This is a genomic window from Pseudomonas sp. Eqa60, from assembly GCF_018326405.1.
GTDB classification, from domain to species: Bacteria; Pseudomonadota; Gammaproteobacteria; order Pseudomonadales; family Pseudomonadaceae; genus Aquipseudomonas; species Aquipseudomonas protegens.
Genome location: NZ_AP024342.1, coordinates 3215244 through 3239356, shown reverse-complemented (window position 1 = coordinate 3239356; position 24113 = coordinate 3215244). Strand labels below are relative to the sequence as shown.

Genomic DNA, 24113 nt, shown 5'->3' with positions numbered 1-24113 from the left:
GGCAGATCCGAGACACGTTTCAAATCATAATTGACGCCGACGTGCGCTCAACGACCGCAAGCGCACAACCCTGGCATGCCCCCCTTTATGCCGGCTTGCCTTTATCAACCGGCAACGAAGCAAACATCTCAGCGCGGCACACCTCAAGAATCTCATCCGCCAGCGCGGAATCATCCGGGCAGGCACGCGACAACATAATCGCACCCACCGCACGGGACAGCAGGTCGATCATTTTCCGTCTGCCCTCCTCCGGAGCGGCATCCGGCCGGGTCGGGTATTTGTCCCCCAGGGTTTGCAGGGTGTGCTCGACCCCTTCGGCAAACGTCGCTTTCACATCATCCGATTGGCGCGCCGCATCGCCACACAACGCGGCCATGATGCAACCGCTGCCACGTCCGTCGCGATGTTCTCTGGTCACATAGACGTCGATGAAGCCAGGCACATCCAGCGCCTGCACGCCTGCCAGCGACTTGGCAAGGCTGCAGGCTGAGGCCTCGGCCATGAGGTCGGCCTTCGAGCCGAAATGCTTGTAAAAGCCGCCGTGGGTGAAACCGGCCGCCGCCATGAGATCCGACACACCCACACCGTCGAAGCCGCGCTCACGGAACAACTCTGAGGCCGTTTCAACGATGTGCTCTCGATTGGCCTGCGCCTGGGCCTTGCTCACTCTCACGTGCAATACCTCCTGTTCATTGGGAAATCATCGGCCCAATCATACATAGATGTCGACCATAATCAAAACCGTTGACAGTTTAGATTTCGATCATCATCCTAATTGCACGCACCACCGACCTCCACCCACGGGCACGGAAGAGACACCAGATGACCGATCAGAATCTGTTCACCCCTTACACCCTTGGCGCCCTCGCGCTGGCGAACCGCATCGTCCTCGCGCCACTGACCCGCAACCGCGCGGGCGCAGGCTTTGTTCCCAGCGAATTCGCCGCCACCTATTACAGCCAACGCGCTAGCGCAGGCTTGCTGATCAGCGAAGCCACGCAGATTTCCCAGCAGGGCCAGGGCTATCAGGACACCCCCGGGATCTACACCCAGGCGCAGATTGATGGCTGGCGCACGGTGACCGACGCGGTCCACGCCCAGGGCGCAAAGATCTTTGTGCAACTGTGGCATGTCGGCCGCGTGTCCCACGTTGATCTGCAAGAAAACGGCGCCGCCCCCGTGGCCCCTTCCGCGCTGCGTGCGGCCACCCAGGTGTTCGTCAATAACCGCTTTGAAGACGCCTGCGAGCCCCGCGCACTGGACATCAACGAACTGCCGGGGATCGTCGCCGATTTCCGCCAGGCCGCGGCAAACGCTATCGCTGCCGGGTTCGATGGCGTGGAAATTCACGGCGCGAACGGCTATTTGCTGGATCAGTTCCTCAAGGACAGCGCCAACGTACGCACCGATGCTTACGGCGGCTCGATTGAAAATCGTGCGCGTCTGTTGCTCGAAGTCACCGCTGCCGTGGTCAATGAAATCGGCGCGGATCGCACCGGGGTGCGCTTGTCGCCGGTGTCGCCGGCCAACGGTGTCTCCAGCAGCAATCCGCAGGCGCAATTCAATTACGTCGTCGATCAACTCGACGCCCTCGACGTCGTTTACCTGCACATGGTCGAAGGCGCGACCGGTGGCCCGCGTGACGTGGCGCCATTGGATTTCGCCGCCCTGCGCCAGCGCTTCAAAAACACCTACATCGCCAACAACGGCTATGACCTGGAGCTGGCGACCTCGCGGCTTGCCGAAGACCAGGCCGACCTGATCGCGTTCGGTCGCCCGTTCATCGGCAACCCGGATCTGGTGGAGCGTCTCAAGACCGGCGCCGCCTTGTCCGCATTCAATCCCGCCACCCTCTACGGCGGCGGCGCGGCAGGCTACATCGACTACCCGACGCTGGTTGATTCGAGCGCCAGCGCAAGCTGAGCAAGCAGAAACCGAGCTGTCCGTTTTCACCCATTCTGAAAGAGAGATGATTCCATGAACACTCGCTCTACCGTTCTCATCACTGGCGCCTCCACTGGCATCGGCGCCATCTACGCCGAGCGCTTCGCGCAACGTGGCCACGATCTGGTCCTGGTCGCCCGCGACCGGGCACGCCTGGACGCACTTGCCGCCCGCTTGCACAGCGAACACGGGGTCGCCGTCGATGTCATGACGGCGGACTTGACCCAACTCAGCGATCTGACAACCGTTGAAAGCCGCCTGCGCGACGACGCCCGTATCGGCATCCTCATCAATAACGCCGGCGCCGCGCTGTCCGGCAACTTCATCGAGCAAAGCACCGACAGCGTTGCGCAACTGGTTGCCCTCAACACCACGGCACTGGTGCGGCTGGCCAGTGCCATTGCCCCGCGCCTGGCCAAAGCCGGTGACGGCGCGATCATCAACATCGGTTCGGTGGTGGGCCTGGCGCCGGAGTTCGGCATGACGGTCTATGGTGCAACCAAGGCTTTCGTGCTGTTCCTGTCCCAGGGCCTGAGCCTGGAACTGTCGCCCCGGGGCGTGTACGTGCAGGCCGTGCTGCCGGCCGCCACCCGCACGGAAATCTGGGACCGCTCCGGCGTCGACATCAATACCCTGGACGAAATCATGGAAGTGGGCGATCTGGTGGATGCCGCACTGGTCGGTTTCGATCGGCGCGAACCGGTGACCATCCCGCCACTGCAACAGGCTGAACCCTGGGATGACCTGCAGAGCGCACGTCAGGGCCTGCTGGGGCACATCCGTCAATCCGAGGTTGCCCAGCGTTACCAGACCCAAGAGTGATCTTCAGGTAGCGAGCATTCGCGGCGGATTCGCGGCAGGCACTGCGACGAATCCGGTCCGCTGTTCGGAGTAGCAATGAATCCAACGCAGACAACCTTCCCCCCGGCTTTGCAGACGTCGTTCATCAACGCGGCGAACCAGTCGATCATGGTCAGGGGCATTCCCTTCGCCTATCGCGATACCGGTCCCGCGGGCGGCGTGCCCCTGGTGCTGTTTAACCACTGGGGCGCGGTGCTGGACAACTTCGACCCGGCAATCATCGATGGGCTGGCACAGACCCGGCGAGTCATCACCACCGACTATCGCGGCATCGGCGGCTCGGGTGGAACCGCCCCGCTGACGGTCGGCGAAATGGCAGAAGACGCCATTGGGCTGATACAGGCCCTGGGGTTCAAGAGCGTCGATGTGCTGGGCTTTTCACTCGGCGGCTTCGTCGCTCAGGACATCGCCCTGCAAGCCCCCCAATTGGTGCACCGCTTGATTCTCACCGGCACCGGACCGGCCGGCGGCATCGGTATCGACAAGGTCGGCTCGGTGACCTGGCCCTTGATGCTCAAAGGCTTGCTGACCTTGCGCGATCCCAAGTACTACCTGTTCTTTACCTCGACGCCCAATGGTCGTCGAGCCGCCTCGGAATATCTGCAACGCCTGAAAGCCCGCAGCAAGCATCGCGACAAGGGCCCAACGCCCGGCGCCTTCCTGCGCCAGCTGCAAGCCATCACCGCGTGGGGCAGACAGGCGCCGCAGGATCTCGGGCGCTTGCGGGCGCCGACGCTGATCGTCAATGGCGACAACGACATCATGGTGCCCAGCATCAACTCTCATGCCCTGGCCAAGCGTGTCCCCAACGCACAGCTAGTGATGTATGAGGACGCCGGGCACGGCGGCATTTTCCAGTACCACGCGGACTTCTTGGCCAAGGTCCGGGCGTTCCTTGACGACTGAGCCCCCATGACAGCAACCCCACCCAAGCACCGCCCACACCTATTCCAACCGACAAGAGCCGCACCACGATGAAAGCCTTTCTAATTGATCGCTATGGCAAGAACAGTGGGCGCATGGGCGAAGCGCCCACGCCCACGCTGGGTGCCCACGACGTGTTGATCGAGGTCCACGCCAGCAGCGTCAACGTGCTGGACTCGAAGATCCGCAACGGCGAATTCAAGCTGATCCTGCCCTATGCATTGCCGCTGATACTGGGCAACGACCTGGCGGGCGTCGTGGTTGAGGTTGGCCCCCAAGTGCAACGCTTCAAGCCGGGAGACGAAGTCTACGCGCGCCCGCCTGAAACAAGGATCGGGACGTTCGCCCAGTGGATCGCCGTGAACGAAAACGCAATCGCCCTGAAACCTGCCAACACCAGCATGACCGAGGCCGCGTCGATCCCCTTGGTCGCACTCACCGCCTGGCAAGTGCTGGTGGAAACCGCCCAACTGAAAAAGGGCCAGAAAGTGCTGATCCACGCAGGCGCAGGCGGTGTCGGCACCCTTGCCATCCAGCTGGCCAAACACCTCGGCGCTTTCGTCGCGACCACCACCAGCACGGCGAATGTCGAATGGGTCAAAGCCCTGGGCGCCGATCAGGTGATCGACTACAAGCAGCAGAACTTCGAAAGCCTCTTGCATGGCTACGACCTGGTGTTGAACAGCCTGGGCAGCGACGTACTGGAAAAGTCCCTCAAGGTCCTCAAGCCCGGCGGACAGCTGATTTCCATCTCCGGGCCACCCACGGTGCAATTCGCCCAGGAGCAAGGGCTGGCCTGGCCGTTGCAGCAGGTCATGCGCCTCTTGAGCTTCGGTATCCGGCGCAAGGCGCGCCAGCGGGACGTCCGCTACGCCTTTGTGTTCATGCGGGCCGATGGCGCCCAGCTGCAACAGATCACCGCGCTGATCGAGGCCGGAATCATCAAGCCTGTGGTTGACCGCAGCTTCAGTTTCGAATCGACGGCAGAGGCCTTGCAGTACGTCGAGCAGGGACGAACCAAGGGCAAGGTGGTGGTCAGGATCAAATGACCCCATCGCCGACCGATGACCCGACCGAGTCGACAAGAGCGCCTGGGCCCCGCGAGGCAACGTCAGCCCAGGCGCCGGAGAGGCCGGAGCCGCAAGCGCCAGCCGATGCTGTCGCGCTGCCACAGATCCTTTGGCGCCGCTTGATGCTGGAGCCGTAGCGAAACCGCGTGAGTTCGCCGGCGGTTCTGGCCGCGACCCAGGCCGGCTAAACCTCGGCCGACGCCCCCTCATCGGCTTCGCGCAGAATCCGTTCAAGCGCCGGCCGCGTCCACTTTTCCCAAGGCAACTCATCCTGCCCATCCCCCGGGTGACGATACTCTCCCGCATCAAACGCGAGGTAGATGGAATAGGCCGGCTCGGGCATGTCAGCGTTCAAGGACACATCAACAATGTCACTGAACAAGGTATTCATGACCGCATCACCGTAATGAAAGTCGCGCTGCCCCTCGATAAAGAGCCGGGCCACCGCCTTGGCGACTTGATTGAAAAGAGCACACCGGTCTATCTGCATCCCGTCATACAGACGATTCAGGTCATGGCAGGAGTCGCTTTGAATCGCTTCCAGCACCTTGTGAAGCTCGGCTTCACTCAACATCCTCTGCATCCACTGGCCCACCGTTTGTCCGGGAGGCGCAGATTAACATCCGCCAAACGCCCTGTTCATCGGATCAAGGCCACCGAGGAGGACCGGCAAGCCGTGGTTTCAACGGTTGTCGAGGCTGTTCGCGGTCGCACCCATTTTTTCCTGCGCTACATGGAATGAGCCCCCCGGGTGTTGGCGACAACAGAGCGGTGCTGGAACACGGGGGTACAAGGGCCTCTCTCAGCAGCGCCATTGCCCCAGCCTCACCTGGGTGCTGAAAGCCGCGGCAAAGACACCTACACCGCACGAACCACGGTGTAAGTGAGGGTGGCGGAAAACAGCGCCAGAACGACGGCGGTGCCCCGGGAAAACAGCGGTCCAGAAACCCGCCCCAGGTATTGGGCTCGAATGCCCGCCCCCAGCGAGACCCAGAGCAAGGCTATTGGCGCCAGTGCCAGGAAGAAAGCGCTCAATGACGGCAGGAAATCCCCCAGGCTGGCGAATGAGCTGGCCGGGAAGATCACACTGGCGAAGATCAGCCCCTTGGGGTTGAGCAAGGTCGCAATCAACAGGTGCCGTGGCCAGCTCTCAAAGCGCTCGGTGTGCTGGGCTCCGGTGGTGGAGGTCTTCCAGGTCTTCAAGGCCAGCGCCGCTATGTACAAGGCGCACAGCAGCTTGATCAGGTGGATCAGCCACGGGTAGTCGTGGGACAGCAGCACAAGCCCCCAGCCCCAGGTGCAGATCGAAACGGTGTAGCCGAGCATTTCGATCAACACCAGTGGCAGCGAGCGCAACACGCCGAACTTGAAGCCCGAGGCCAGCAGCAAGGTGTTTGAGGGCCCCGGCACTACCAGTATCAGGGACGAAAAAAGCGCGATCTTGTAGAGGTCATCCATTTGCATGGCTTCCTATTCCGTTAGGAAAGTGGGTCTGGGGGGAGTGCTGCCAGAGGCAGCGTTTCAGGGGCTCAGGTGGAATGCCCACCCATGGATTTGTAAATGCTGATCAGGTGAGTACGCAGTTGACTGTCGCTATTGACCAGGTCGCGCTGCGCCTCCAGCACGGTGCGCTGCGCTTCCAGTTCCTCCAGGTAGCTGGCCTCCCCGGCCGCGTACCGGACGCGGGTCCACTCATAGGTGCGGGCCTTGCTGTCATAGCTGTCCTTGAGGTGCGCGGCACGCTGGTATTCGTTGTGGTAGCGGCTCATCGCATCGTCCACTTCCTGCCAGGCTGCCAGTACGGTCTGGTGAAATGCCACGGCCGCCTCTTGCTGTTCGAGTGTGCGCAGGACCACGGTCTTGCTGCGCCGCCCACGGTCGAACAGCGGCAGGTCCAGGCGCGGCCCTACCGACCAGGTGCGGCTGCTCCAGTCGGCAAACTGGCCGCTCTTGTAGGATTCGAAGCCGAAGTCGGCCCCCAGCATCACGCTCGGGTACAGTTCGGCCTCGGCCACTCCGATGCCCGCCGTCGCCCGGTGCAAGCGGGCCTGGGCCGCGCGGATGTCCGGACGCTCCCGGGCCAGGTCGCCAGGCAGGCCCAACTGCAGGTTGGGCAGCGGGCGGCTCAAGGCATTATCAGGCCGCTCCGCGAGCAAGGTTTCCAGGGCTCCGGGATGCTCCCCCAGCAACAGCGCAATACGGTTGCCCGCCTGGGTGTGCAGCGCCTTCCAACCCGGTATCTGTGCATGCAGCGAGGCCAGCCGTGCCTCTTGGCGTTCCACCGCGAACCCATCTTCCTCGCCCTCCCGGGCCTGGACGGCAACCACTTGCAGGTGCGCGGCCAGGATCTGTGCCTCCTGCTCCAGAAGACGGGTCTGGCGCTGTGCGGTACGCACTTCGAAGTAGTTTCGCGCCAGCTCGCTGGAGACACTGAGCAACACGTCGTCCAGGGTCGCGGCCGCACCATCGACCTCGGCCTGGGCGGCTTCACCCAGGCGTGACACCCGCCCCCAGAGATCCAGCTCCCATGAAACGTCGAACCCGGCCTGGTACAGGCTATAAGGGTCGGTAAGCACCTTTTCCAGGGCATCACTGTCGCTGCCCAAGGCTTCAAGCATTCGATTGTTCGGCGCATACCGGCTTTGCCGGTTTCGCGAAGCCGCCGCGGAAAAGGACACTTCGGGCGTTTCCAGGGAAGCGACTATCTGGCGTTGCAACCGCACCTGGGCAAACCGCAGCAAGGCCGTGTGCAGGTCCGGGCTGCCTTCGCGCACCTGGGCCTGCAGCTGGTCCAGCACCGGGTCGCCAAACACCTGCCACCAGTTGCCGTCTGCGGTTTGCGAGGTGGTCGCCGGGGCTTTGCCCGGCACCGAAGACGCTGGCGGACCACTGTGCCAATCCGTCCAGCGTTCCGGGCTGGGAACTGCCGGGGCCTTGAAATCGGGCCCGACGGTGCAGGCGGTGATGGCCAGCAGCATGGCCAGCGTCAGCCCATTACGCAGGTATCCAGAGTGAGTAGTTTTCATGACGTTCCTTATCACACCAATCGATTGCGAAACAGCCACGCAGCCAGCGGCAGGGTCACCAGCGCAACGGCAAACATGGGCACCAGGTTCCAGGACACATCCGCCAGCGTTGCCCCCTCCAGGTAGATCCTCCTGACCAGGTCGATGGCAAAGCGCAGCGGATCGAGATAGGTCAGCAGTTGCAGGGCCTCGGGCATGCTGTGCACCGGGGTGATCAGGCCGGAGAGCAGGATCAGCGGCATCATCAGCACGAAGGTGTACACCATGGCCTGCTGCATGTTGGCCGACAGCGCCGAGATCGACAGCCCGATGCCCACGCAGGCGCTGGTGAAGACGAACAGCCCCAGGTACAGGTCCAGCACGGAGCCGATCATGGGGATCTTGAACCAGAACAGGCCGATGAGGAGGATCAGGCTGGACTGCAAAAGACCGATCAGTACCGACGGCAGGGCCTTGCCCAGCAGGATCACGAAAGGCGTCAGCGGAGTCACCAGCAGTTGGTCGAAGGTGCCCTGCTCGCGCTCCCTGGCTACCGACAACGCCGCCAGCATCAGGGTCTGGATCATGCTCAGCGCGGCGATCAGGCCCGGCACTATGTTCCAGCGGGTTTGCAGGTTGGGGTTGAACCAGGCACGGGTCTCCAGGCGTACCGGCGCGTTGTCCACCGCCAGGAACTGCTGGTTGAAGTCAGCCACCAGGTTGGCGATATGCCCGGCCGCCATTCCCGCGGTCGTCGAGTTGCGCCCATCCAGGATCAACTGCAAGCCGGCGTTTTCATGCCGGCTCAGGCGCTCGTCGAAGTCTGCGGCGATATGCAGCACCAGCAAGGCACTGCCCCGGTCGATTACCGGGGCGATCTCATCGACGCTGGTCAGGGTCGACACTCGGGCAAATACCCCGGAGGCATCGAAGCGTGCCAAAAGCTCTGTCGAAGCGCGCCCCTGGCTCTGATCCAGCACGGCATAAGGCACGTAGTTCAGGTCGTAGGTGGCGCCGTAGCCGAACAGCAATGACTGGACGATCGCAGGGGCAATCAGGATCACCCGGTTGGCCGGGTCCTTGACGATGGCCAGGAACTCCTTCTGAAACAGGAACAGCAACTCGCGTAGGAAATTCATCAGCTTGTCCATGGCTTCAATCCAGCTTCTTGCGGGTGCACAGGCGTGCAGCGTTCAACAGGAACACGGCGTAGGCCGCGAGGATTGCGAGGTTCTTGGCGATCAATGGCCAGTTGTTGCCAGCCAGGAACAGGGTCTTGACCAGTTCCATGAAGTAAGTCGCCGGCAGGATCGAGCCCACCACGCGGATGAACGTCGGCACATTGCGCAGATCGAAGAGGAACCCCGAGAGCATCAGCGCCGGCAGGAAGCTGAAGATGATCGCGATCTGGCTGGCCAGGAACTGGTTGCGTGTCTTCGCCGAAATCAGCAGGCCAATGCCCAGGGTGACCAGCAGGTAGAGCATGGAGCTCAACAGCAGGAGCACCAGCGAACCCTGGATCGGTACCTCGAACAGCAACCGCGCCGAAACCAGGCACATCACCAGGCCCAGCAGGCCCACCAGGAAATAGGGAATGATCTTGGCCAGGAGTATTTCGATCGACCTGACCGGGGTGACGAACAGTGATTCGAGCGTGCCCCGCTCCCACTCCCGGGCCAGTACCAGAGAGGTCAGGAAGGCACCCACCAGGGTCATGATCAGGGCGATGAGCCCGGGCACCAGGTACCAGGTACTGCTGTTGGCAGAGTTGAACCACATGCGTTCGACGACCAGCACCCGACCGGCCGACTGGGGCTGCCGGGAGCGGTCGAACTGCTGCTGTTGCCAGACATTCAGCGCGCCCCTGACATAGCGTCCAAGGGTCGCCGCGCTGTTGGCATCGGCGCCATGCAGGAGCAATTGCAAGCGCGCATCCTGCTGTTCGAGGCGCCTGGAAAAATCCGCCGGCACGCGCACGATGCCGTCGACCCGACGCTTGTCCATCAGCGCTTGGGCCTCGGCCATGCTGGTCACCTGGACCACCGAGAAGTAGTCCGAACTCGCAAGCTTCGCCACCACGCTGCGGGCGCTGGGGGAGCTGTCTTCCAGGACCACGGCCAGCGGCGTGTTGCGAATGTCCAGGGACAGGCCGTAGCCAAATATCAGGATCAGTACGATGGGCAGGACAATGCCTATCGCCAGGTTGCTCTTGTCACGCATCAATTGGCGCAACTCCTTTCGGGTGAGCGCAATGAGCCTGCGCCTGAACCCTGAGGCGGATCGATTGGAGTCAGTCATGGTCATTCCTCACTGCACCGGGGCGCTGGCCTGGGCCCGAGCACGCTCGACCACGGCAATGAAGGCGCTGTTCATGTCGGCAAGCGACTCGCTGCCCTGGTGGCGTACCTGTTCCGGAGTGCCCAGGGCCAGCAGCCGTCCGGCATCCTGGATGACGATACGGTCGCAGTACTCGGCCTCTTCCATGAAGTGGGTGGTGATCACGATCGTCGTGCCGCTTTGCGCCAGGGCGGTGATACGGCGCCAGAACGCCCGACGGGCCAAGGGGTCGATACCGCTGGTGGGTTCGTCGAGAAACAGGATCTGCGGCTCGTGCAGCAGCGCGACCGCCATGGCCAGGCGCTGCTTGTAGCCACCGGGCAGCTCGCCGCTGCGCAGGTGCTTGTGTTCGTCGAGGTCGAACTGTTCGAGCATCAACGCCACCCGCGCTTTCAGCTTCGCGCCGTGCAGGCCATAGGCGCCGCCGAAGAAGCGCAGGTTCTCCAGGGCCGACAGGTTCGCGTACAGGGCGAACTTCTGCGAGACGTAGCCGATCTTGCGCCGCGCCGCCGCCCGTGCGGTGCGCAGGTTGACGCCGGCCACCTCAAGGTGCCCGCTGGAGGCGGGAAGCAAACCGCAAAGCATGCGAAACGTGGTGGTCTTGCCGGCTCCGTTGGGGCCCAGCAAGCCGAATATCTCGCCCTTCAACACCTCGAACGAGGTGCTGGCAACCGCGGTGAAGTCCCCGAACTTGCGCACCAGGTCGCGGACCTCGATGACCACCGCACGCCCAGAGGCAGCGTCGCCCTGGCCGTCGCTGGCGGGCGCCTGCGCCGGCTCGTCCAGGCTTGCAACACTGCCAACCTGTTGCCGGAGCAACACCATGAAGCCATCTTCGAGGCGGGCCTCCAGCGCCTGGGGAGAGGCCTGGCCAGCCAGGGATGGAATGGCCTGCAGAGGCACCTGGGCGCTGCGGATAAAGCGAACCATGCCGCCTTCGGGCACGGCATCGATGATGTGTTCATTGTCGTCAAGCAAGCGCGCCTGCAACAGCCTGGCCGGGGTGCCGGCCTCGGGGCCGACGCCATAGCACAGGCCCTGCGCCAGATGGCACAACTGCGCCGGTGGCCCCTGGGCGATCAGCCGCCCCTGGTACAGCACAAAGACCTGGGCGCAACGCTGGGCCTCGTCCATGTAGGCAGTGCTGATCAGCACCGTGAGGTTTTCCTGCTCGATCAGTTGTTCGATGATGCTCCACAGTTCCCGCCGCGACAGCGGATCCACCCCCACGGTGGGCTCGTCCAGCAGCAACAGTTGCGGTGAACGGACCAGAGTACAGGCCAGCCCCAGTTTCTGTTTCATGCCGCCGGAAAGCTGTCCGGCCAGCCGGTCGCGAAAACGCGTCAGGTCCATCATCTGCAGCAACCGGGAAAAGCGCTCCTCGCGCTGCTGGGCGCGCACGCCATGCAGGTCGGCGTAGAGTTCGAGGTTTTCCTGGATCGTCAGGTCTTCGTACAGGCCGAACTTCTGGGGCATGTAGCTGATGAGGTCCTGCACCTGCTGCGGATCTGCGGCGACGTCCAGCCCCAGCACCTTCAACAGCCCTTCGTCGGCCTTGAGCAAGCCGGCAATCATCCGCAACAGGGTGGTTTTTCCGGCCCCGTCCGGCCCCACCAGGGCACTCAACTTGCCACTAGGCACCTCCAGAGAAACCTGCTCTAGAGCCAACTGTTCTCGCGTTCCACTGCGAAAGCGCTTGACCAGTTCAACAGCCTGAACCGTTACCGCTGGCGCACTCATGGCGTGGCCCCGGCCACCGGTGCCTGGTCAAGGTAGACGGTCGCCGGCATACCGAGCCGCAGGCGATCGTCAGGGTCCTTGACCAGCACCCGGATCTCGTAGACCAGGCTGGTGCGCAGGTCTTCCGTTTCCACCGACTTGGGGGTGAATTCGGCAACCGAGGAGATGTAGCCGACTTTGCCGTCGATGGCCTGGTCAGGAAAGCTGTCGGTGTAGACCCGCGCCATCTGGTCCGCACGTATGTGGCCCAACTGGCGCTCGTTGACATAGGCCCGTACCCACTTGGGGTCGGTCAGGGCCAGGGCAAACACCGGGCGCTGCGGCGAGGCCATATCCCCCGGCTCCAGCAGGCGCGTGCGGATCCGGGCCTGGGTCGGCGCCTTGAGCTGAGCGCGCGCCAGGTAATGTTCCAGCAGGTCCAGGTCGGCCCTGGAGGCTTGCAGGTCGGCCGTGGCCTGGGCGATGTCTTCATTGCGTGGGCCGATCTTGGCCAGGGTCCAGGATTCGCGCTGCTCCTGCGACTGGGCCTTGGCCACTTGCAAGCGGGCGGCTGCCTGGTCCAGGCGTTGCTGGCTGACGCCCTTGCCCTGGGTGTCGTCGGCGATCCTGCGCAGGCGCTGCATGTGCAGTTGAGCCAGCTGCATTTGCGCCTGGGCGGCATCAAAACGTGCCTTGGACTGCTCGACCTCTTGAGGCCGTGTGCCATTTTTCAAGCGCAGCAGCGCCTGTTCCTGGGCGCCGATCCTGGCCTTGGAGCGATTTATTTCCAGGCGCAGTGTGCGTGTGTCGAGTTCCGCCAGGACCTGGCCTGGCTGCACCAGGTCGCCCTCTTCGGCATACAGCGCGGCGATTCGCTCACTGCCGTCGAACGCCAGTGACACCTGGCGAATGTCGACGTTGCCATGGAGCTTGAGGTGGTCGTTCTGCTTCTCGGGGCGAAGGAGAAACCAGGAAACACCCGCTGTGGCCACCAGCAGTACGGCAACCCCTACAATCAACTGCTTCTTCATCCATGAGTCCTTTGTTTGCCAAGGCCTAATTAAAATTCAATTTGAATTTAAATTAGAAAATAACAGATACTGGCCATGAAGCAACCCCCCGCTCAGACCACGAGGAACATCATGAACACGCGACGCAGAACCAGCAGAAGCGACGGCGAACACACTAAAATCCGCATTCTCGAAGTGGCTGCCCGCCTGTTTGCCCAGCATGGCTATGCCAACACCGCGAGCAAGCTCATCTGTGAAGAAGCCGGCGCCGACCTCGCCGCCATCAACTACCACTTCGGTAGCCGGGAAGCCCTGTACAAGGCGGTGCTGATCGAGGGACACAAGCAGCTGGTGAGCTTCGAAGCCCTGTCGCAGCTGGCGCAAAGCGAAGAGCCGGCGCTGATCAAGCTCGATAGCTTCATCGATGCCATCGTCACCCGGGTGCTCGATGAGCAGAGCTGGCAAAGCAAAGTCTGTGCACGGGAAATACTGGCGCCCACTGTCCATTTCACCAGCCTTGTGCAAGAAGAAGTGATGCCCAAATTCCGTCTGCTGGAAGCGCTCATCAGCGAGATCACCGGCTTTCCGATCGGTGACCCGGCGCTGGCGCGTTGCACCATCAGCATCATCGCGCCCTGCCTGATGCTGGCGGTGATAGATCGCCAGCAGCCCAGCCCGCTGCAAGCCGTCCTGCAACACGACGCCAACGCCCTGAAAGCCCACTTCAAGCTGTTCGCCAGGTCCGGCCTCGCGGCCATTGCCCAATAGTCGGCTCACACCGCCAGACTGCCAGGCTGATTGTGCAGGGCGCTGCCCAGCACTGTTTTGACCCGCGACATGACCTGGGTGTCGAGAAAGAAATGGCCACCGGCAAACACGAACTGCTCGAAGCCGCCCAGGGTGTAGCGCCGCCACTGCTGCATCTGCGCAGGCGGCGCAATCAGGTCCTGGGCGCCGCTCAGGCAGATCATGCGGGTGTCCAGCGGCTGCGGCTGGGCACCGGCGTAGGAGTAGACCATCTGTATGTCGGCCTGAATGATAGGCAGGTACATCTGCATCAGGTCCTCCTCGGCCAGCACCACCGCCGGCACGCCCCCCATGGCCTGCAGCGCGGCGATGGCCTGCTCTGCCGGCAGCTGGTGCAGCGGTGCTACCCGTTGCCGCACATGGGGCGCAACCATGCCCGAGAGCATCAGTTGCTGCGGCATCGGCAACCGCCGCTCCTGCAGCACACCGGCGACCGCAAAGGCCAGCAAGGCGCCCATGCTGTGGCCGAAGAAACAGCAGGGGATGTCATCGCCAAACTGCTCCAGGCAGTCGGCCACGTCATTGGCCGCCGCCTGCATGTCGCTGTAGCAGGCCTCCTGGCTGCGACCCTCGCGGCCCGGCAACTGCAAGGCATACAGGTCGACCTGGTCGTACAGGGGCAGGAACCAGCGATGAAAGACCGAGGCCCCGCTCCCGGCATAGGGAAAGGTGAACAGGCGCATCTTGCCCCGAGGCCGGCTGGCATAGGGAAACCAGGCGTCCTTGGCCACGCGTGATGGAGTTCCCATGGGTCAGCCCTCCACCTGCCTGGCCAGGGCGAAGCGATCGACCTTGCCATTGGCGTTGCGTGGCAGTGCGTCCAGGCACAGCACCTTGTCGATGATCATGTAGCGAGGCAGGCGCTGGGCGCAGTGGCGCTTGAGGTCGATCAGCGAAAGAGCGTCCCGGGTGTGAGCGACCAGCACGCCCCACAACTGCGCGTTCATCCCCTCCCCGACCACCAGCACGGCGGCCTCGCTGACCTGGGGATGGGCCAGCAGCGCGGCTTCGACTTCCCCGCGCTCGATCCGGTTGCCACGCACCTTGAGCATGTCGTCACGACGCCCCAGGTATTCGTAGTTGCCGTCAGGCCGCTGCCTGACCATATCGCCGGTCTTGTAGGGCCCCTCCTGAGCCGGCTTGGCGAAATAGCCCAGCATGACCGTAGGCCCCTGCACCACCAGCTCACCTTCTTCACCCACTGCGCAGCGGCTGCCATCAGGCTTTTGCGCCCACACCTGGTTGCCGGAGGCGGCCGTGCCGATGGGCACCGGGAGCACGCGCTCGGGATCGATGGCGCCGACCTCGAATGCGGTGCACACATTGGTTTCCGTGGGGCCGAAGAGATTGGCCAGACGCACATCGGCATAGGCCGCGCGCAGGTCACGCAGGTGCTTGATCGGAAAAGGCTCGCCGGCGAACAACAGTACCCGCAGGGTGTCCTGAATATCGCTGAGCAAGTCGCCGTCTTGCATCATCATCATGAGTACCGAGGGCACCGAGTACCAGATGCTGATTTCGTGCTGGCGGATGAAGTCGGTCAGCAGCCGCGGCGAGAACGCGATCGACTCGGGAACCAGGCACACCGTCGCGCCCACATTGAGCGCGCAGTAGATGTCCAGGACCGACAGGTCGAAATGCAGGGGGGCATGGTTGGCGAAACGCTCGCCAGGCTGGAAGCAATAGCGCTCGCACGCCCAGTCGACGAAGGCCAGGGCATTGCCGTGGCTGAGCGCAACCCCTTTGGGCACGCCGGTGGACCCGGAGGTGTAGAGGATGTAGGCCAGATCGTCCGGCTGGATGCGCAGCGTAGGCACTACGCTGGAGCCGGTATCGATGTTGCGCCAGTAGCCGGCGCTGGCCGGGTCGTCCAGGACCACGCTGCGCACCTGGGCAAGCGCGGAGCCGGCGAGTTCTTCCAGGCGTGCCGCGGTGCAGAGGACCAGCACGGCCTGGGAATCCCCGGCGATCTTTTCCAGGCGCGACACCGGGCTCAGTGGGTCCACCGGCACATACACCACCCCAGCCGCAGGGCCGCCTGCATGACCGCCACCAGGTCCACCGACTTGTGCGCCCAGAGCAGGATCCGCTGCCCCTGGCCGACCCCCAGGGCACAGAGCATTGCCACGAATTCCCGGGTCCTGAGCTCCAGCGCCTCGTAGCTCAAGGCATCCTGCTCATCCACCACCGCCGTCTGCCGCGGGTAGCGGGCAAGGCTGTGCATCATCCGTTCATGGAGCAGCTTCATAGCTTCAGCTCCCGGGCAATGATCTCGTGCTGCATGTCGCTGGTGCCGGAAAAGATCGTAGTGCCGATGGAATCGCGCAGCATCGCCTCGATCCCGAAAGACTCCAGGCAGCCCCGGCCGCCGAAAATCCTCACCGCATCGATGCTCGATGCCAGCGCCCCTTCACTGATGGCCAGTTTCGACAGGGCAATGTTGAGCTGCCCCGGATCGCCCTGGTCCATGCCCCAGCACGCCCGGAACAGCAGCAACCGCGCCGACTCCAGGCGCAGCTTCATTTGCGCGATACGGTGCGAAACCGCCTGGTTGTCGCCAATCGGCTTGCCAAACTGGCGCCGGGTGCGCGCATGCTCGATGGTCTGTTCCAGTTGCCGCTCCATCATCCCCAGGAACGCTGCGAACAGGCAGGCACGCTCCCAGCCCATGGAGCTCTGGAACACCTGCCGGCCCTGCCCCTCCTCACCCAGGCGGTTGACCTCAGGAACCCTGCAATCGTCAAAGAACACTTCACCCGCGGGGCAGCTTCTCAGGCATACCTTGTCCAGGGGCTCACTGACCCTGAGCCCCGCACTGCTGCGGTGGACGATAAAACCGCTGCCCCCCAGGGCACCGTACTCGGGCTGGGTGGTGGCATAGGTCACGAAGATGTCGGCAATCGGCGCATTGCCGGCAAAGCTCTTGTGGCCGTCAAGGCGATAACTGCCATCGGCCTGGGGCCAGGCACGGCTCTTCAAATTGCTGGAGTCGGAGCCGGCCTCGGGTTCGGTGATCGCGTTGGAGCCGATGAATTCACCGCTGGCGAGTTTGGGCAACACATCGCGTTTGGTTTCCGCTGTTGCGAACTCGACGATCGGCATCGCACAGGCAAACTGGTGGGCCGCCGCCGCGAACACCAGGCCCATGTCTGTGCAACCCAGGCCAAAGGCGTGCATGGCAATGGCCGTCGACAGTGCACCCAGGCCCTGGCCACCGTATTCCCGGGGAATCGACAGCCCCAGCAATCCGGCCTCGCCGCAGATCGCCCATTGCCGGGCGGTGAAATACCGCGAGTGTTCATTGCCACAGGCCGCCAGTTGCTCGGCACACACCTGGGCGATCATGGCCGCATGTTTTTTCTGGGTATCGTCGTAGTTGAAGTCCATTTCAACTCTCCTTGCGCAGGGAAGGTTTTCTGAAGGATCGATAGAAAATCAGCCGCCCGACCTCTGAGGGCACTTGCATCAGGCCCCACCAGAGCGCCTTGAGCTTTCTCAAGGTGGTCAGTTGATAGACACGAGCGTGAGGATTAGCAAAATCAAAAATAGGCGGAACAAAACTGGCGTTGGCAAGCTCCGCAAAGATGCTGCTCGCCGCGTGCGCAGCAGAGACCTTGGCGCTTTTGACGTCATCACAAAGGCCCAGCGTAGTGTTGAGAATATCCTTGTACCCCTGATACAGAGGCATCCAGAAACCGTCCTCTGCGAGCTGGTCGATTTCATCGAACACTTGCGGGTCCAGGTCCTTGGCAAAGGCATCGTTGATCTTGCGCGCGGTGATGGTGGCGGCAATCGACTGCAGCAGCCAGACACGGGCGAAGGCATTCCACAACTCGGGGTCGCGAAACGACACATAGGCCGCTGAGGCGATCCGGTCACTCAAGCTGATGATGCTGTCCTGGGTCAGGACAAAATCATTCAGGGCCGGGCTGCGGTAGTCACCGCTGTGCGCCGCCTTGATCAGCCGGTGCGCCAGGGCCAGAACCAGTTCCGCAGCATTGGACAGCTTGCGCGAGAACAACAGATCGTTGCTCGCGGCGCCCTCGTCGAACATCAGGCAGCGGCGTTCGAGCGCCGTGCGATAGACCTGCCGGGGCGGCTGGCGCAGCGCCCACTCGCGAACCCGCCGGGCGCCGGACAGGTGCCGCCCCAGGCCGGGGTACAACTCGATCAGGCCGGCCAGGACCTGGTCGCCGTCCATGCTCGGGCAGAGGTCCTCACGCAGTGAAACCAGCACGCTGACCAAAGGGTTGCGCGAGTGCTGATGGTTGTTGAACGGGATGACCCCCACCCAGCCCCCATCGAACACGTGATGCAGAGTGCCGCCATGCCACTGGCCGGGAAAATCGCCCTGCACGCACTCATCGAACGGCACCACCCCGAGCATATGAGTGGAGAATTCCAGGGTCCGGGTCTTCTGCGTCGAAGCCTGGCTGACCAGGCCAGCCTGCCGCGCCAGCACCTGGCCGCCCTGGCTGCCATCAACCATGAAATCGGCAGTGACCCAGCGCCCCAGTGCCGTAGCTACCTTGACCCCGCTGTCCTCAACCAGCACCTCTGGGCTGTTGTCGATCTCCACCAGCTGCGCGCCATAACCGATGGCCGCCGCCAGCAGATAGGCATCGATATCGGGCCTGAACAGATGGTTCTCGCCATGCTCGGAGGGCACGTTGAATTGCAGCGCCTGGCCCAGGTCCACCGCCCGGCTGCGCTGGTGATAGATGAACCCGAGGTTCTTCTTGACCCCGGAAGACGGCATCACCTTCTGCTGGATATCCCGGGTGCGGGCGATATTCTTTATTTCCGGCACGCCATAGCGGTCGGCAATCAGCTCGAAAATCATCGAGGTATAGGGAATCGTCGCCTCACCGGTAAGGTCGGGGGCATCTGCCGGTTGCGCAACAAACCGACCCGGACCTTGTTCCGGGCCAGGCAGGCGGCGAGCATGATCACGCTGATGCTGTTGCCCGCCAAGAGAATGTCGTAATGCTCTGGCGCCTTGCCAGACTGCACATCGTTCATAACCACCTCAATCACAGATCATGGGTCTGGGTTGCACTGCCCGCGGCCCGTCAGGCCTCGGCCACGCAGCCCTGTTCCTTTATCGAACGGGCCAGGAAGTCCGGCCACATCAGGCCCGGACACTCAAGAAACTCGCGGGCCTTGATCTCCAGCTTCAGATCGCGCCGGCAGCGGGCGACCATGTCCATCACCAGCAGCGAGTCCAGGCCGTAGTCCATCAGGCTGCCGCCATCCTCGAGCTTGGCCCGCACCTGTTCGGTCTTGACCCCGAGCAACTGCGCGTACTGCTCCCACACGTAGTCATCCAGCAATGCCAGGGCAGTGGCTTCGTCGGCGCCCGCCAGTTGCTGCAGGATCTCCACGTTGCTGCTGTCGCCGGCCCTGGCGGTCGGAGCCTGGCTGCGGATGTACTGCAGCAGCGGTTGCGGGCCGCGGGATTCGAGCAGTGGCTTGAAGCGATTCCAGTCCACCCCTGACACCACCATCTGGGGCAGCTCGCTGGCCAGAATCCGCGACAGCAGGCCGACGTTCTGTACCGGGGCGATCTGTTTCAAGCCAACGCTGGTGAGGAAATTCAGCACCTGCTCGTCGAACAGGTGACTGCCGCCGGCCCACAGCCCCCAGTCGATCACCAGGGCACTCAGGCCCATGGCCCGACGCTGCCACGCCAGGCTGTCGAGGAACTGATTGGCGGCTGCGTAGCTGGCGACATGCTGCGAACCCCAGACACTGGCGATGCTCGAACACAGGACAAAGAAGTCCAGGTCCAGCCCCAGGGACAGTTCGTGCAACAACCAGGTGCCCTCGACCTTGGGCCGCATCACCTGGTCGAAACTGTCACGGTCGACGTCCTTGAGATCCTGCGGAATTGAAATTCCGGCGGCATGGAAGATGCCCTTCAGGCTCGCGCCCGACGCCTCCAGACCGCAGAACAGCCGCTGCATGTCCTGGGGCGAGGTGATGTCGGCCTGGACGTAACTCACCCGCGATGCCGCAGCGCCGAAGCGCTCCAGGCCCGTGGCGACATCCTCCAGTGGCCGCCGGCCGGTGATCAGCACAGCGCCAGCGCCTTTATCCAGAAGCCACTGGGCCATGGCCAGGCCAATTCCACCCATGCCGCCGGTAATCAGGTAACTGCCCTGCGGGCAAGGTGCATAGGCCTGTGCTGGCAACTGCGCAGTGCTGAAATGGTTCAGGCGCTGGACATAACGCTTGCCCGGGCGCAGGCAGATCTTGTCCTCGCCATCGGGGTCACTGACTTCTTCGGCCAGCGCCCTTGCCCAGTGAGGATCGTCGGGGGCCAGGTCGATCAGCCCGCGCCAGTGTTCGGGGTGCTCCAGGGCGAGCGTCTTGCCCAGCCCCCACAACGGCCCGGTCGCCACTTGCAGGGGCTGGTCGCGATCCAGGCCAACGGCGTTTGCCCCTTGGGTCACCAGCCACAACCGGCCACCGCGCGGGCCCAGTTCGATGAGCGCCTGGACCATCTCCAGCAACGGGTGGAACAGCGTCGCCTGCAGGCTCGACAGGCTCTGCAGCGTGGTCGAGCCGGCATCCTCGATGTCTTTGCCATCGAGCACGATGATATCGGCGGCCAAGGCCTCGCCTTCATCGGTCAATGCCTGGCTCGGGTCCTGGGCCAGCACCCTCCGCGCGCTATCGAGCAACTGCTGCGGGCACAGGACCCGGGCACGATGCCCGCCACGCTGCAGGTGTTCGACCAGGGGAGCGGCGGTCTCCGGCGAGCGGCTGACCAGGGTGAACAAGCGGCCCTGCTGCGGCACTTCGGCGCGCTGGCGAGGGCGTTCGAGCCAATCCAGGCTGTAGAGCACGTCGGGCTGGTAAAGCATGCCACGCAGCGCCTCCTCACTCGGGGCGGCAGCCAGGGTCAGCCCTTCCAGGCTGCCTACACACTGGCCGTGCGCATCGTACAAGGCGCAGTCGAACTGCTGCGGATGTGCCTGGCTCGTGGCAATCACCAGGCTTTGTGCCCGGGGCGAAGCGGACCGGCTGGCGACCCAGCGGCGGATGCCGCTTATCGAGCCCGGCGCATCGCCCGGCACCGCCTGCCCCAGGTACTCGAGGACCTGCCCAAGGTGATTGCCGTGCGGATCGGGTTCTGCCGGCAACTGCATGTGGTAGACAAAGCCTGCGTCCTGGGTGGCGGCATGGCCCGGGTCCGGCAGGCCGCCCCGGACAGCCGCCGGCAGGCCTTCCAGGGTCAGCGACAGGACCGGCTGCCAATCGGCACCGGCAACCTTGGCCGCTGCGCTCAGGGCCGAACAGTTGACCTCCCAGGCCGCCCCGGACAGCGGCTTGAGTTCGGTGAACAGATGCAACTGGTCATCGACATGGAACGCCAGGGCCGGGGTGATGCTGGCGAGGCTCACCCCATAGGTGTCCAGCTGCAAGTGGCCGGCCAGCTCATCGCTCAGGGCTGCCAGCAACCGGTCAGGACGCAGCAGCGCCAGGTCATCGCGGATCTCGCCGCCCACGGCCTGCAGGAGCCCGCTATCGAGCGTCGACTCGAATGCCGGAGTGGGTGCATTGACCGAATGCCCCAGCAGCCGGCCGACCGCTCCCGCAGTGACCTGTTGCAGGGGCGAGCCGCTGGCGTTGTCGAACCAGTAGCGCTGGCGCTGAAACGCATACCCGGGCAAGGCCTGGCGCAAGGCCCCGTCATGCTCGTGCAGCCGGGCCCAGTCGAGGTTATGGCCGCCCACGTAGAGCTGCGCGGCGGCCAGGCGCAGGTCCCTGGACGGATCGCCGGCCCGGCGCAGGCTGGCCAGGACCAGGCTGTCGTCCGCCAGGGGGTGACGGCCGATCAGCGGCGTCAACACAGCATCGGAGGCCACTTCAAGGAAGGTTTTCACCCCCAGCTCTGCGATCAGGGTGTTGACCCCTTCGCTGAACCTCACGGCCTGGCGGGTGTGCGTACACCAGTAATCGGGCGAGCTCAGGCTGGAGAGCGTATGCACCCGGCCAGTGACACTGCTGATGACCGGCAAGCGCGGCTCGCTGAAGGTGATCTGCGCCACCGTCTGGCGGAACGCTTCAAGCATCGGCTCGGTGGCTGCGGTATGGAAAGCATGGGAAACCGCAAGCTTCTTGACCTTGCAACCGCTGGCGAGCGCCGCTTCGGCCAGCGCCTGGACCTCGGCTTGCGGCCCGGCCACCACCACGTCCTGCGGGCTGTTGACCGCCGCCAGTTCGATCGCGCTGCCGGGCCGGTCCTTGAGCAGCTCCAGCAGTTGCGCCTCGCTCATGCCCAGTGCGTACATCGCGCCGCCGGCCGTCATCAGTTGCTGGGCCAGGCGCCCACGCGCCTCCACCATACGCAGCGCGTCAGCCAGGGATACCGCCCCGGCCACACAGATTGCACCGATCTCGCCGAAACTGTGTCCGAACAGCGCATCGGCAGCGACCCCCCAATGCATCCACAACCGCGCCAGGGCATATTCGACCGCGAATATCGCCGGCTGGGCATAGCGGGTCTGTTGCAGGTAGCTGTCACTGGCCGCTCCCGCGTCCAGCACCAGGGTCAGCAGGTCCACGTCCATCAGCGGCTGCAACAGGGCGCGGCATTCATCGATCTGCGCCTTGAAGAATGGTTCGCTGTCATACAGTGCCTGGGCCATCGCCCGGTACTGGCAGCCCTGCCCCGGAAAGAGCATCACCAGCGGCGCCGCCGCTCCCTGGCAGCGCCCTTCGAATACATGCCCCACCACCTTGCGTGACGCATAGGCTGCCAGTTGCTCGCGCAGCCCCTCACGGCTATCGGCCACGGCCGCGAAACGATGGCCAAAGTGCGCCCGCCCGACGTTCGCCGTGTAGCACAGGTCCTTGAGTTCGAGCTGGCTGTTGTCGGCGATAAAACGTTCATAGCGTCCGGCAATCTGGCGCCGGGGCGTCTCGCCCTTGGCCGACAGAGTGATCAGCTGCCAGGGGTTGTCGCGCCCCTGGGCACGTTCGCGCAGCGGCGCGTCGCCCACTAGCACATGGGCGTTGGTGCCGGTGACACCAAACGAACTGACACCGGCGTGCCGCGCCTTGCCCTGGCGTGGCCAGGGCGTGGATTCGGTGACCACCTTCAGGGCCAGGCGATCCCATTCGATCCGCGGGTTGGGCGTGTTGAAGTGCACCTGGGGCACCAGGGCCTCTTGTTGCAGGCACAGCAGGACCTTGGCCAGCCCGGTCACCCCGGCGACCGGTTCGAGATGCCCCATGTTGGCCTTGATCGAGCCCACCAGCAGCGGCGTATCCACGGGCCGCTGCTTGCCCAGTACCGCATGCAGGGCGTGCAGTTCGATCGGGTCGCCCAGCGCGGTGCCGGTGCCATGGGCCTCGACATAGTCGACCTCGCTGCCCTGGAGCCCGGCCTGGCCGAGCGCCAGCCTGATCACCTCTTCCTGGGCGTGGATGTTGGGCACGGTGATGCCGCTGCTGGCGCCGTCGTTGTTGACCGCACTACCCTCGATCACGGCCAGCACCGGGTCCTGGTCGCGTACCGCATCGCTCAGCCGCTTGAGCGCAAGGATCACGCAGCCTTCGGCGCGCCCGTAGCCATCGGCCGCCGCGTCGAAGGTCTTGCAGCGGCCATCGGGGGCCACGGCCCGCAGCTTGCTGACCAGGATGAAACCGTAGGGCGACAGGATCAGGTTGACCCCACCGGCCAGCGCCAGCTCGCTCTCGCGGCTGCGCAGGCTGTTGCAGGCCTGGTGCAGGGCCACCAGGGATGAGGAGCAGGAGGTGTCGAGCACCACCGCCGGGCCCCTGGAGCCCAGGGTGTAGGCAATGCGCCCGGCCACGAAGCTGGTTTCGCCATAGAACTGGTAGGCGTTGACGTCCTCGACCGCGCCCAACTGCTGGCGCAGGCGCACGTAATCATTGGTACTGACCCCCATGAACACGCCGAGCTTCTTGCCATGCAGGCTGTCGGGGGCGATCGCGGCGTTCTCCAGGGCCTCCCAGGCAACCTCCAGGGCCAAGCGCTGCTGGGGGTCCATGCCTTCGGCTTCCTTGGGCGAAATGCCGAAGAAGCCCGGGTCGAACTGATCCACCCCCTCGATGAAGCCACCGCGCATGACGTAGGCCTTGCCGGGTGCCTGGGGATCAGGATGGTAATAGTCGGTGCCGTACAGACGGTCGCTGGGCATGTCGCCCACCGCATCGGTGGCATGTTTCAGCAGGCTCCACAGCCGCTTCGGTGTGTCGGCACTGCCCGGCAGCCGGCACCCCAGGCCCACTACGGCGATCGGTTCGACAGGCGCCGAGCTCTTGCCGGCCACCTTTTCCTTGAGCGCACGGATGGTGGTGATTGCCTGAGCAAGACTCTCTTGCAGCTGTTCCTTGCTTACATCGCGGACATCGTTATCCATAAAGGCCTCGATCAGTGATTCTCTGGCAGTTGTCATCCA

The 24113-nt window shown here is 63.8% G+C and carries 18 protein-coding genes and 1 pseudogene; 5 read left to right on the top strand and 14 right to left on the bottom strand.

Features of this window, described 5'->3' with window-relative positions:
- Positions 1-85: 85 nt before the first annotated feature.
- Entirely contained in the window at positions 86-673 is a 588-nt protein-coding gene (locus KI242_RS14880; protein WP_212806322.1) for a TetR family transcriptional regulator, read from the bottom strand.
- 149 nt (positions 674-822) lie between these two features.
- On the opposite strand from KI242_RS14880, the gene KI242_RS14875 reads away from it, so the two are divergent.
- From KI242_RS14875 to KI242_RS14860, 4 genes are all read left to right on the top strand, one after another.
- The gene (locus KI242_RS14875) at positions 823-1923 is read left to right on the top strand and encodes an alkene reductase (protein WP_212806321.1); all 1101 of its coding nucleotides are present in this window, start codon (positions 823-825) and stop codon (positions 1921-1923) included.
- A 54-nt stretch (positions 1924-1977) separates the two neighbouring features.
- Entirely contained in the window at positions 1978-2766 is a 789-nt protein-coding gene (locus KI242_RS14870; RefSeq protein ID WP_212806320.1) for an SDR family oxidoreductase, read from the top strand.
- 75 nt (positions 2767-2841) lie between these two features.
- A complete protein-coding gene (locus KI242_RS14865; protein ID WP_212806319.1) occupies positions 2842-3711 on the top strand; it encodes an alpha/beta hydrolase in 870 nt (289 codons plus the stop codon).
- A gap of 68 nt (positions 3712-3779) precedes the next feature.
- Positions 3780-4778, top strand: coding sequence for an NADP-dependent oxidoreductase (locus KI242_RS14860; RefSeq protein ID WP_212806318.1), 999 nt, complete (start codon positions 3780-3782; stop codon positions 4776-4778).
- 205 nt (positions 4779-4983) lie between these two features.
- Here KI242_RS14860 and KI242_RS14855 read toward each other — a convergent pair whose 3' ends face one another.
- From KI242_RS14855 to KI242_RS14825, 7 genes are all read right to left on the bottom strand, one after another.
- Positions 4984-5373, bottom strand: coding sequence for a hypothetical protein (locus tag KI242_RS14855; protein ID WP_227454069.1), 390 nt, complete (start codon positions 5371-5373; stop codon positions 4984-4986).
- Between the two features lie 284 nt (positions 5374-5657).
- Positions 5658-6257, bottom strand: a complete 600-nt coding sequence (locus KI242_RS14850) for a LysE family transporter (protein ID WP_169891728.1) — start codon at positions 6255-6257, stop codon at positions 5658-5660.
- Positions 6258-6328: 71 nt separating this feature from the next.
- On the bottom strand, positions 6329-7825 hold the full coding sequence (locus KI242_RS14845; RefSeq protein ID WP_123430858.1) for an efflux transporter outer membrane subunit: 1497 nt from the start codon (positions 7823-7825) through the stop codon (positions 6329-6331).
- Between the two features lie 11 nt (positions 7826-7836).
- Positions 7837-8955 carry an ABC transporter permease gene (locus KI242_RS14840; protein WP_015635464.1) on the bottom strand — a complete coding sequence of 373 codons (1119 nt, stop codon included), beginning with the start codon at positions 8953-8955 and terminating at the stop codon, positions 7837-7839.
- 4 nt (positions 8956-8959) lie between these two features.
- Positions 8960-10108, bottom strand: coding sequence for an ABC transporter permease (locus KI242_RS14835; protein ID WP_174394777.1), 1149 nt, complete (start codon positions 10106-10108; stop codon positions 8960-8962).
- Between the two features lie 3 nt (positions 10109-10111).
- Positions 10112-11881 carry an ATP-binding cassette domain-containing protein gene (locus tag KI242_RS14830; protein ID WP_041117996.1) on the bottom strand — a complete coding sequence of 590 codons (1770 nt, stop codon included), beginning with the start codon at positions 11879-11881 and terminating at the stop codon, positions 10112-10114.
- Positions 11878-12891, bottom strand: a complete 1014-nt coding sequence (locus tag KI242_RS14825) for an HlyD family efflux transporter periplasmic adaptor subunit (RefSeq protein WP_011061087.1) — start codon at positions 12889-12891, stop codon at positions 11878-11880. The genes KI242_RS14830 and KI242_RS14825 overlap by 4 nt, the downstream gene beginning before the upstream one ends.
- Before the next feature lie 111 nt (positions 12892-13002).
- On the opposite strand from KI242_RS14825, the gene KI242_RS14820 reads away from it, so the two are divergent.
- Positions 13003-13638 carry a TetR/AcrR family transcriptional regulator gene (locus tag KI242_RS14820; RefSeq protein WP_026020031.1) on the top strand — a complete coding sequence of 212 codons (636 nt, stop codon included), beginning with the start codon at positions 13003-13005 and terminating at the stop codon, positions 13636-13638.
- A gap of 5 nt (positions 13639-13643) precedes the next feature.
- Here the strand turns inward: KI242_RS14820 and KI242_RS14815 are convergent, their stop codons facing one another.
- From KI242_RS14815 to KI242_RS14795, 6 genes and pseudogenes are all read right to left on the bottom strand, one after another.
- Positions 13644-14426, bottom strand: coding sequence for an alpha/beta fold hydrolase (locus tag KI242_RS14815; protein WP_212806317.1), 783 nt, complete (start codon positions 14424-14426; stop codon positions 13644-13646).
- A gap of 3 nt (positions 14427-14429) precedes the next feature.
- Positions 14430-15925, bottom strand: a pseudogene (pltF, locus tag KI242_RS14810) (L-proline--[L-prolyl-carrier protein] ligase).
- Positions 15922-17064, bottom strand: coding sequence for an L-prolyl-[peptidyl-carrier protein] dehydrogenase (gene pltE, locus KI242_RS14805; protein WP_212806316.1), 1143 nt, complete (start codon positions 17062-17064; stop codon positions 15922-15924). Before pltE ends, pltF begins: the two are co-directional and overlap by 4 nt.
- Before the next feature lies 1 nt (position 17065).
- Complete coding sequence (locus KI242_RS14800) at positions 17066-18520, bottom strand: halogenase (protein WP_244868203.1); 1455 nt, start codon at positions 18518-18520, stop codon at positions 17066-17068.
- On the bottom strand, positions 18517-18699 hold the full coding sequence (locus tag KI242_RS31795) for a hypothetical protein (protein ID WP_225368764.1): 183 nt from the start codon (positions 18697-18699) through the stop codon (positions 18517-18519). Before KI242_RS31795 ends, KI242_RS14800 begins: the two co-directional genes overlap by 4 nt.
- A gap of 50 nt (positions 18700-18749) precedes the next feature.
- Positions 18750-24074 carry a type I polyketide synthase gene (locus tag KI242_RS14795; RefSeq protein WP_212806315.1) on the bottom strand — a complete coding sequence of 1775 codons (5325 nt, stop codon included), beginning with the start codon at positions 24072-24074 and terminating at the stop codon, positions 18750-18752.
- Between the last annotated feature and the right edge of the window lie 39 nt (positions 24075-24113).

Bases quoted from the DNA above. Each gene is read 5' to 3' on its own strand.
- KI242_RS14850 (WP_169891728.1), bottom strand. From the start codon at position 6,257: ATGGATGACCTCTACAAGATCGCGCTTTTTTCGTCCCTGATACTGGTA.
- KI242_RS14865 (WP_212806319.1), top strand. From the start codon at position 2,842: ATGAATCCAACGCAGACAACCTTCCCCCCGGCTTTGCAGACGTCGTTC.
- KI242_RS31795 (WP_225368764.1), bottom strand. From the start codon at position 18,699: ATGAACGATGTGCAGTCTGGCAAGGCGCCAGAGCATTACGACATTCTC.
- KI242_RS14840 (WP_015635464.1), bottom strand. From the start codon at position 8,955: ATGGACAAGCTGATGAATTTCCTACGCGAGTTGCTGTTCCTGTTTCAG.
- KI242_RS14815 (WP_212806317.1), bottom strand. From the start codon at position 14,426: ATGGGAACTCCATCACGCGTGGCCAAGGACGCCTGGTTTCCCTATGCC.
- KI242_RS14845 (WP_123430858.1), bottom strand. From the start codon at position 7,825: ATGAAAACTACTCACTCTGGATACCTGCGTAATGGGCTGACGCTGGCC.
- KI242_RS14860 (WP_212806318.1), top strand. From the start codon at position 3,780: ATGAAAGCCTTTCTAATTGATCGCTATGGCAAGAACAGTGGGCGCATG.
- KI242_RS14830 (WP_041117996.1), bottom strand. From the start codon at position 11,881: ATGAGTGCGCCAGCGGTAACGGTTCAGGCTGTTGAACTGGTCAAGCGC.
- KI242_RS14820 (WP_026020031.1), top strand. From the start codon at position 13,003: ATGAACACGCGACGCAGAACCAGCAGAAGCGACGGCGAACACACTAAA.
- KI242_RS14855 (WP_227454069.1), bottom strand. From the start codon at position 5,373: ATGTTGAGTGAAGCCGAGCTTCACAAGGTGCTGGAAGCGATTCAAAGC.
- KI242_RS14835 (WP_174394777.1), bottom strand. From the start codon at position 10,108: ATGACCATGACTGACTCCAATCGATCCGCCTCAGGGTTCAGGCGCAGG.
- KI242_RS14795 (WP_212806315.1), bottom strand. From the start codon at position 24,074: ATGGATAACGATGTCCGCGATGTAAGCAAGGAACAGCTGCAAGAGAGT.
- KI242_RS14800 (WP_244868203.1), bottom strand. From the start codon at position 18,520: ATGATTTTCGAGCTGATTGCCGACCGCTATGGCGTGCCGGAAATAAAG.
- pltE (WP_212806316.1), bottom strand. From the start codon at position 17,064: ATGGACTTCAACTACGACGATACCCAGAAAAAACATGCGGCCATGATC.
- KI242_RS14825 (WP_011061087.1), bottom strand. From the start codon at position 12,891: ATGAAGAAGCAGTTGATTGTAGGGGTTGCCGTACTGCTGGTGGCCACA.
- KI242_RS14870 (WP_212806320.1), top strand. From the start codon at position 1,978: ATGAACACTCGCTCTACCGTTCTCATCACTGGCGCCTCCACTGGCATC.
- KI242_RS14875 (WP_212806321.1), top strand. From the start codon at position 823: ATGACCGATCAGAATCTGTTCACCCCTTACACCCTTGGCGCCCTCGCG.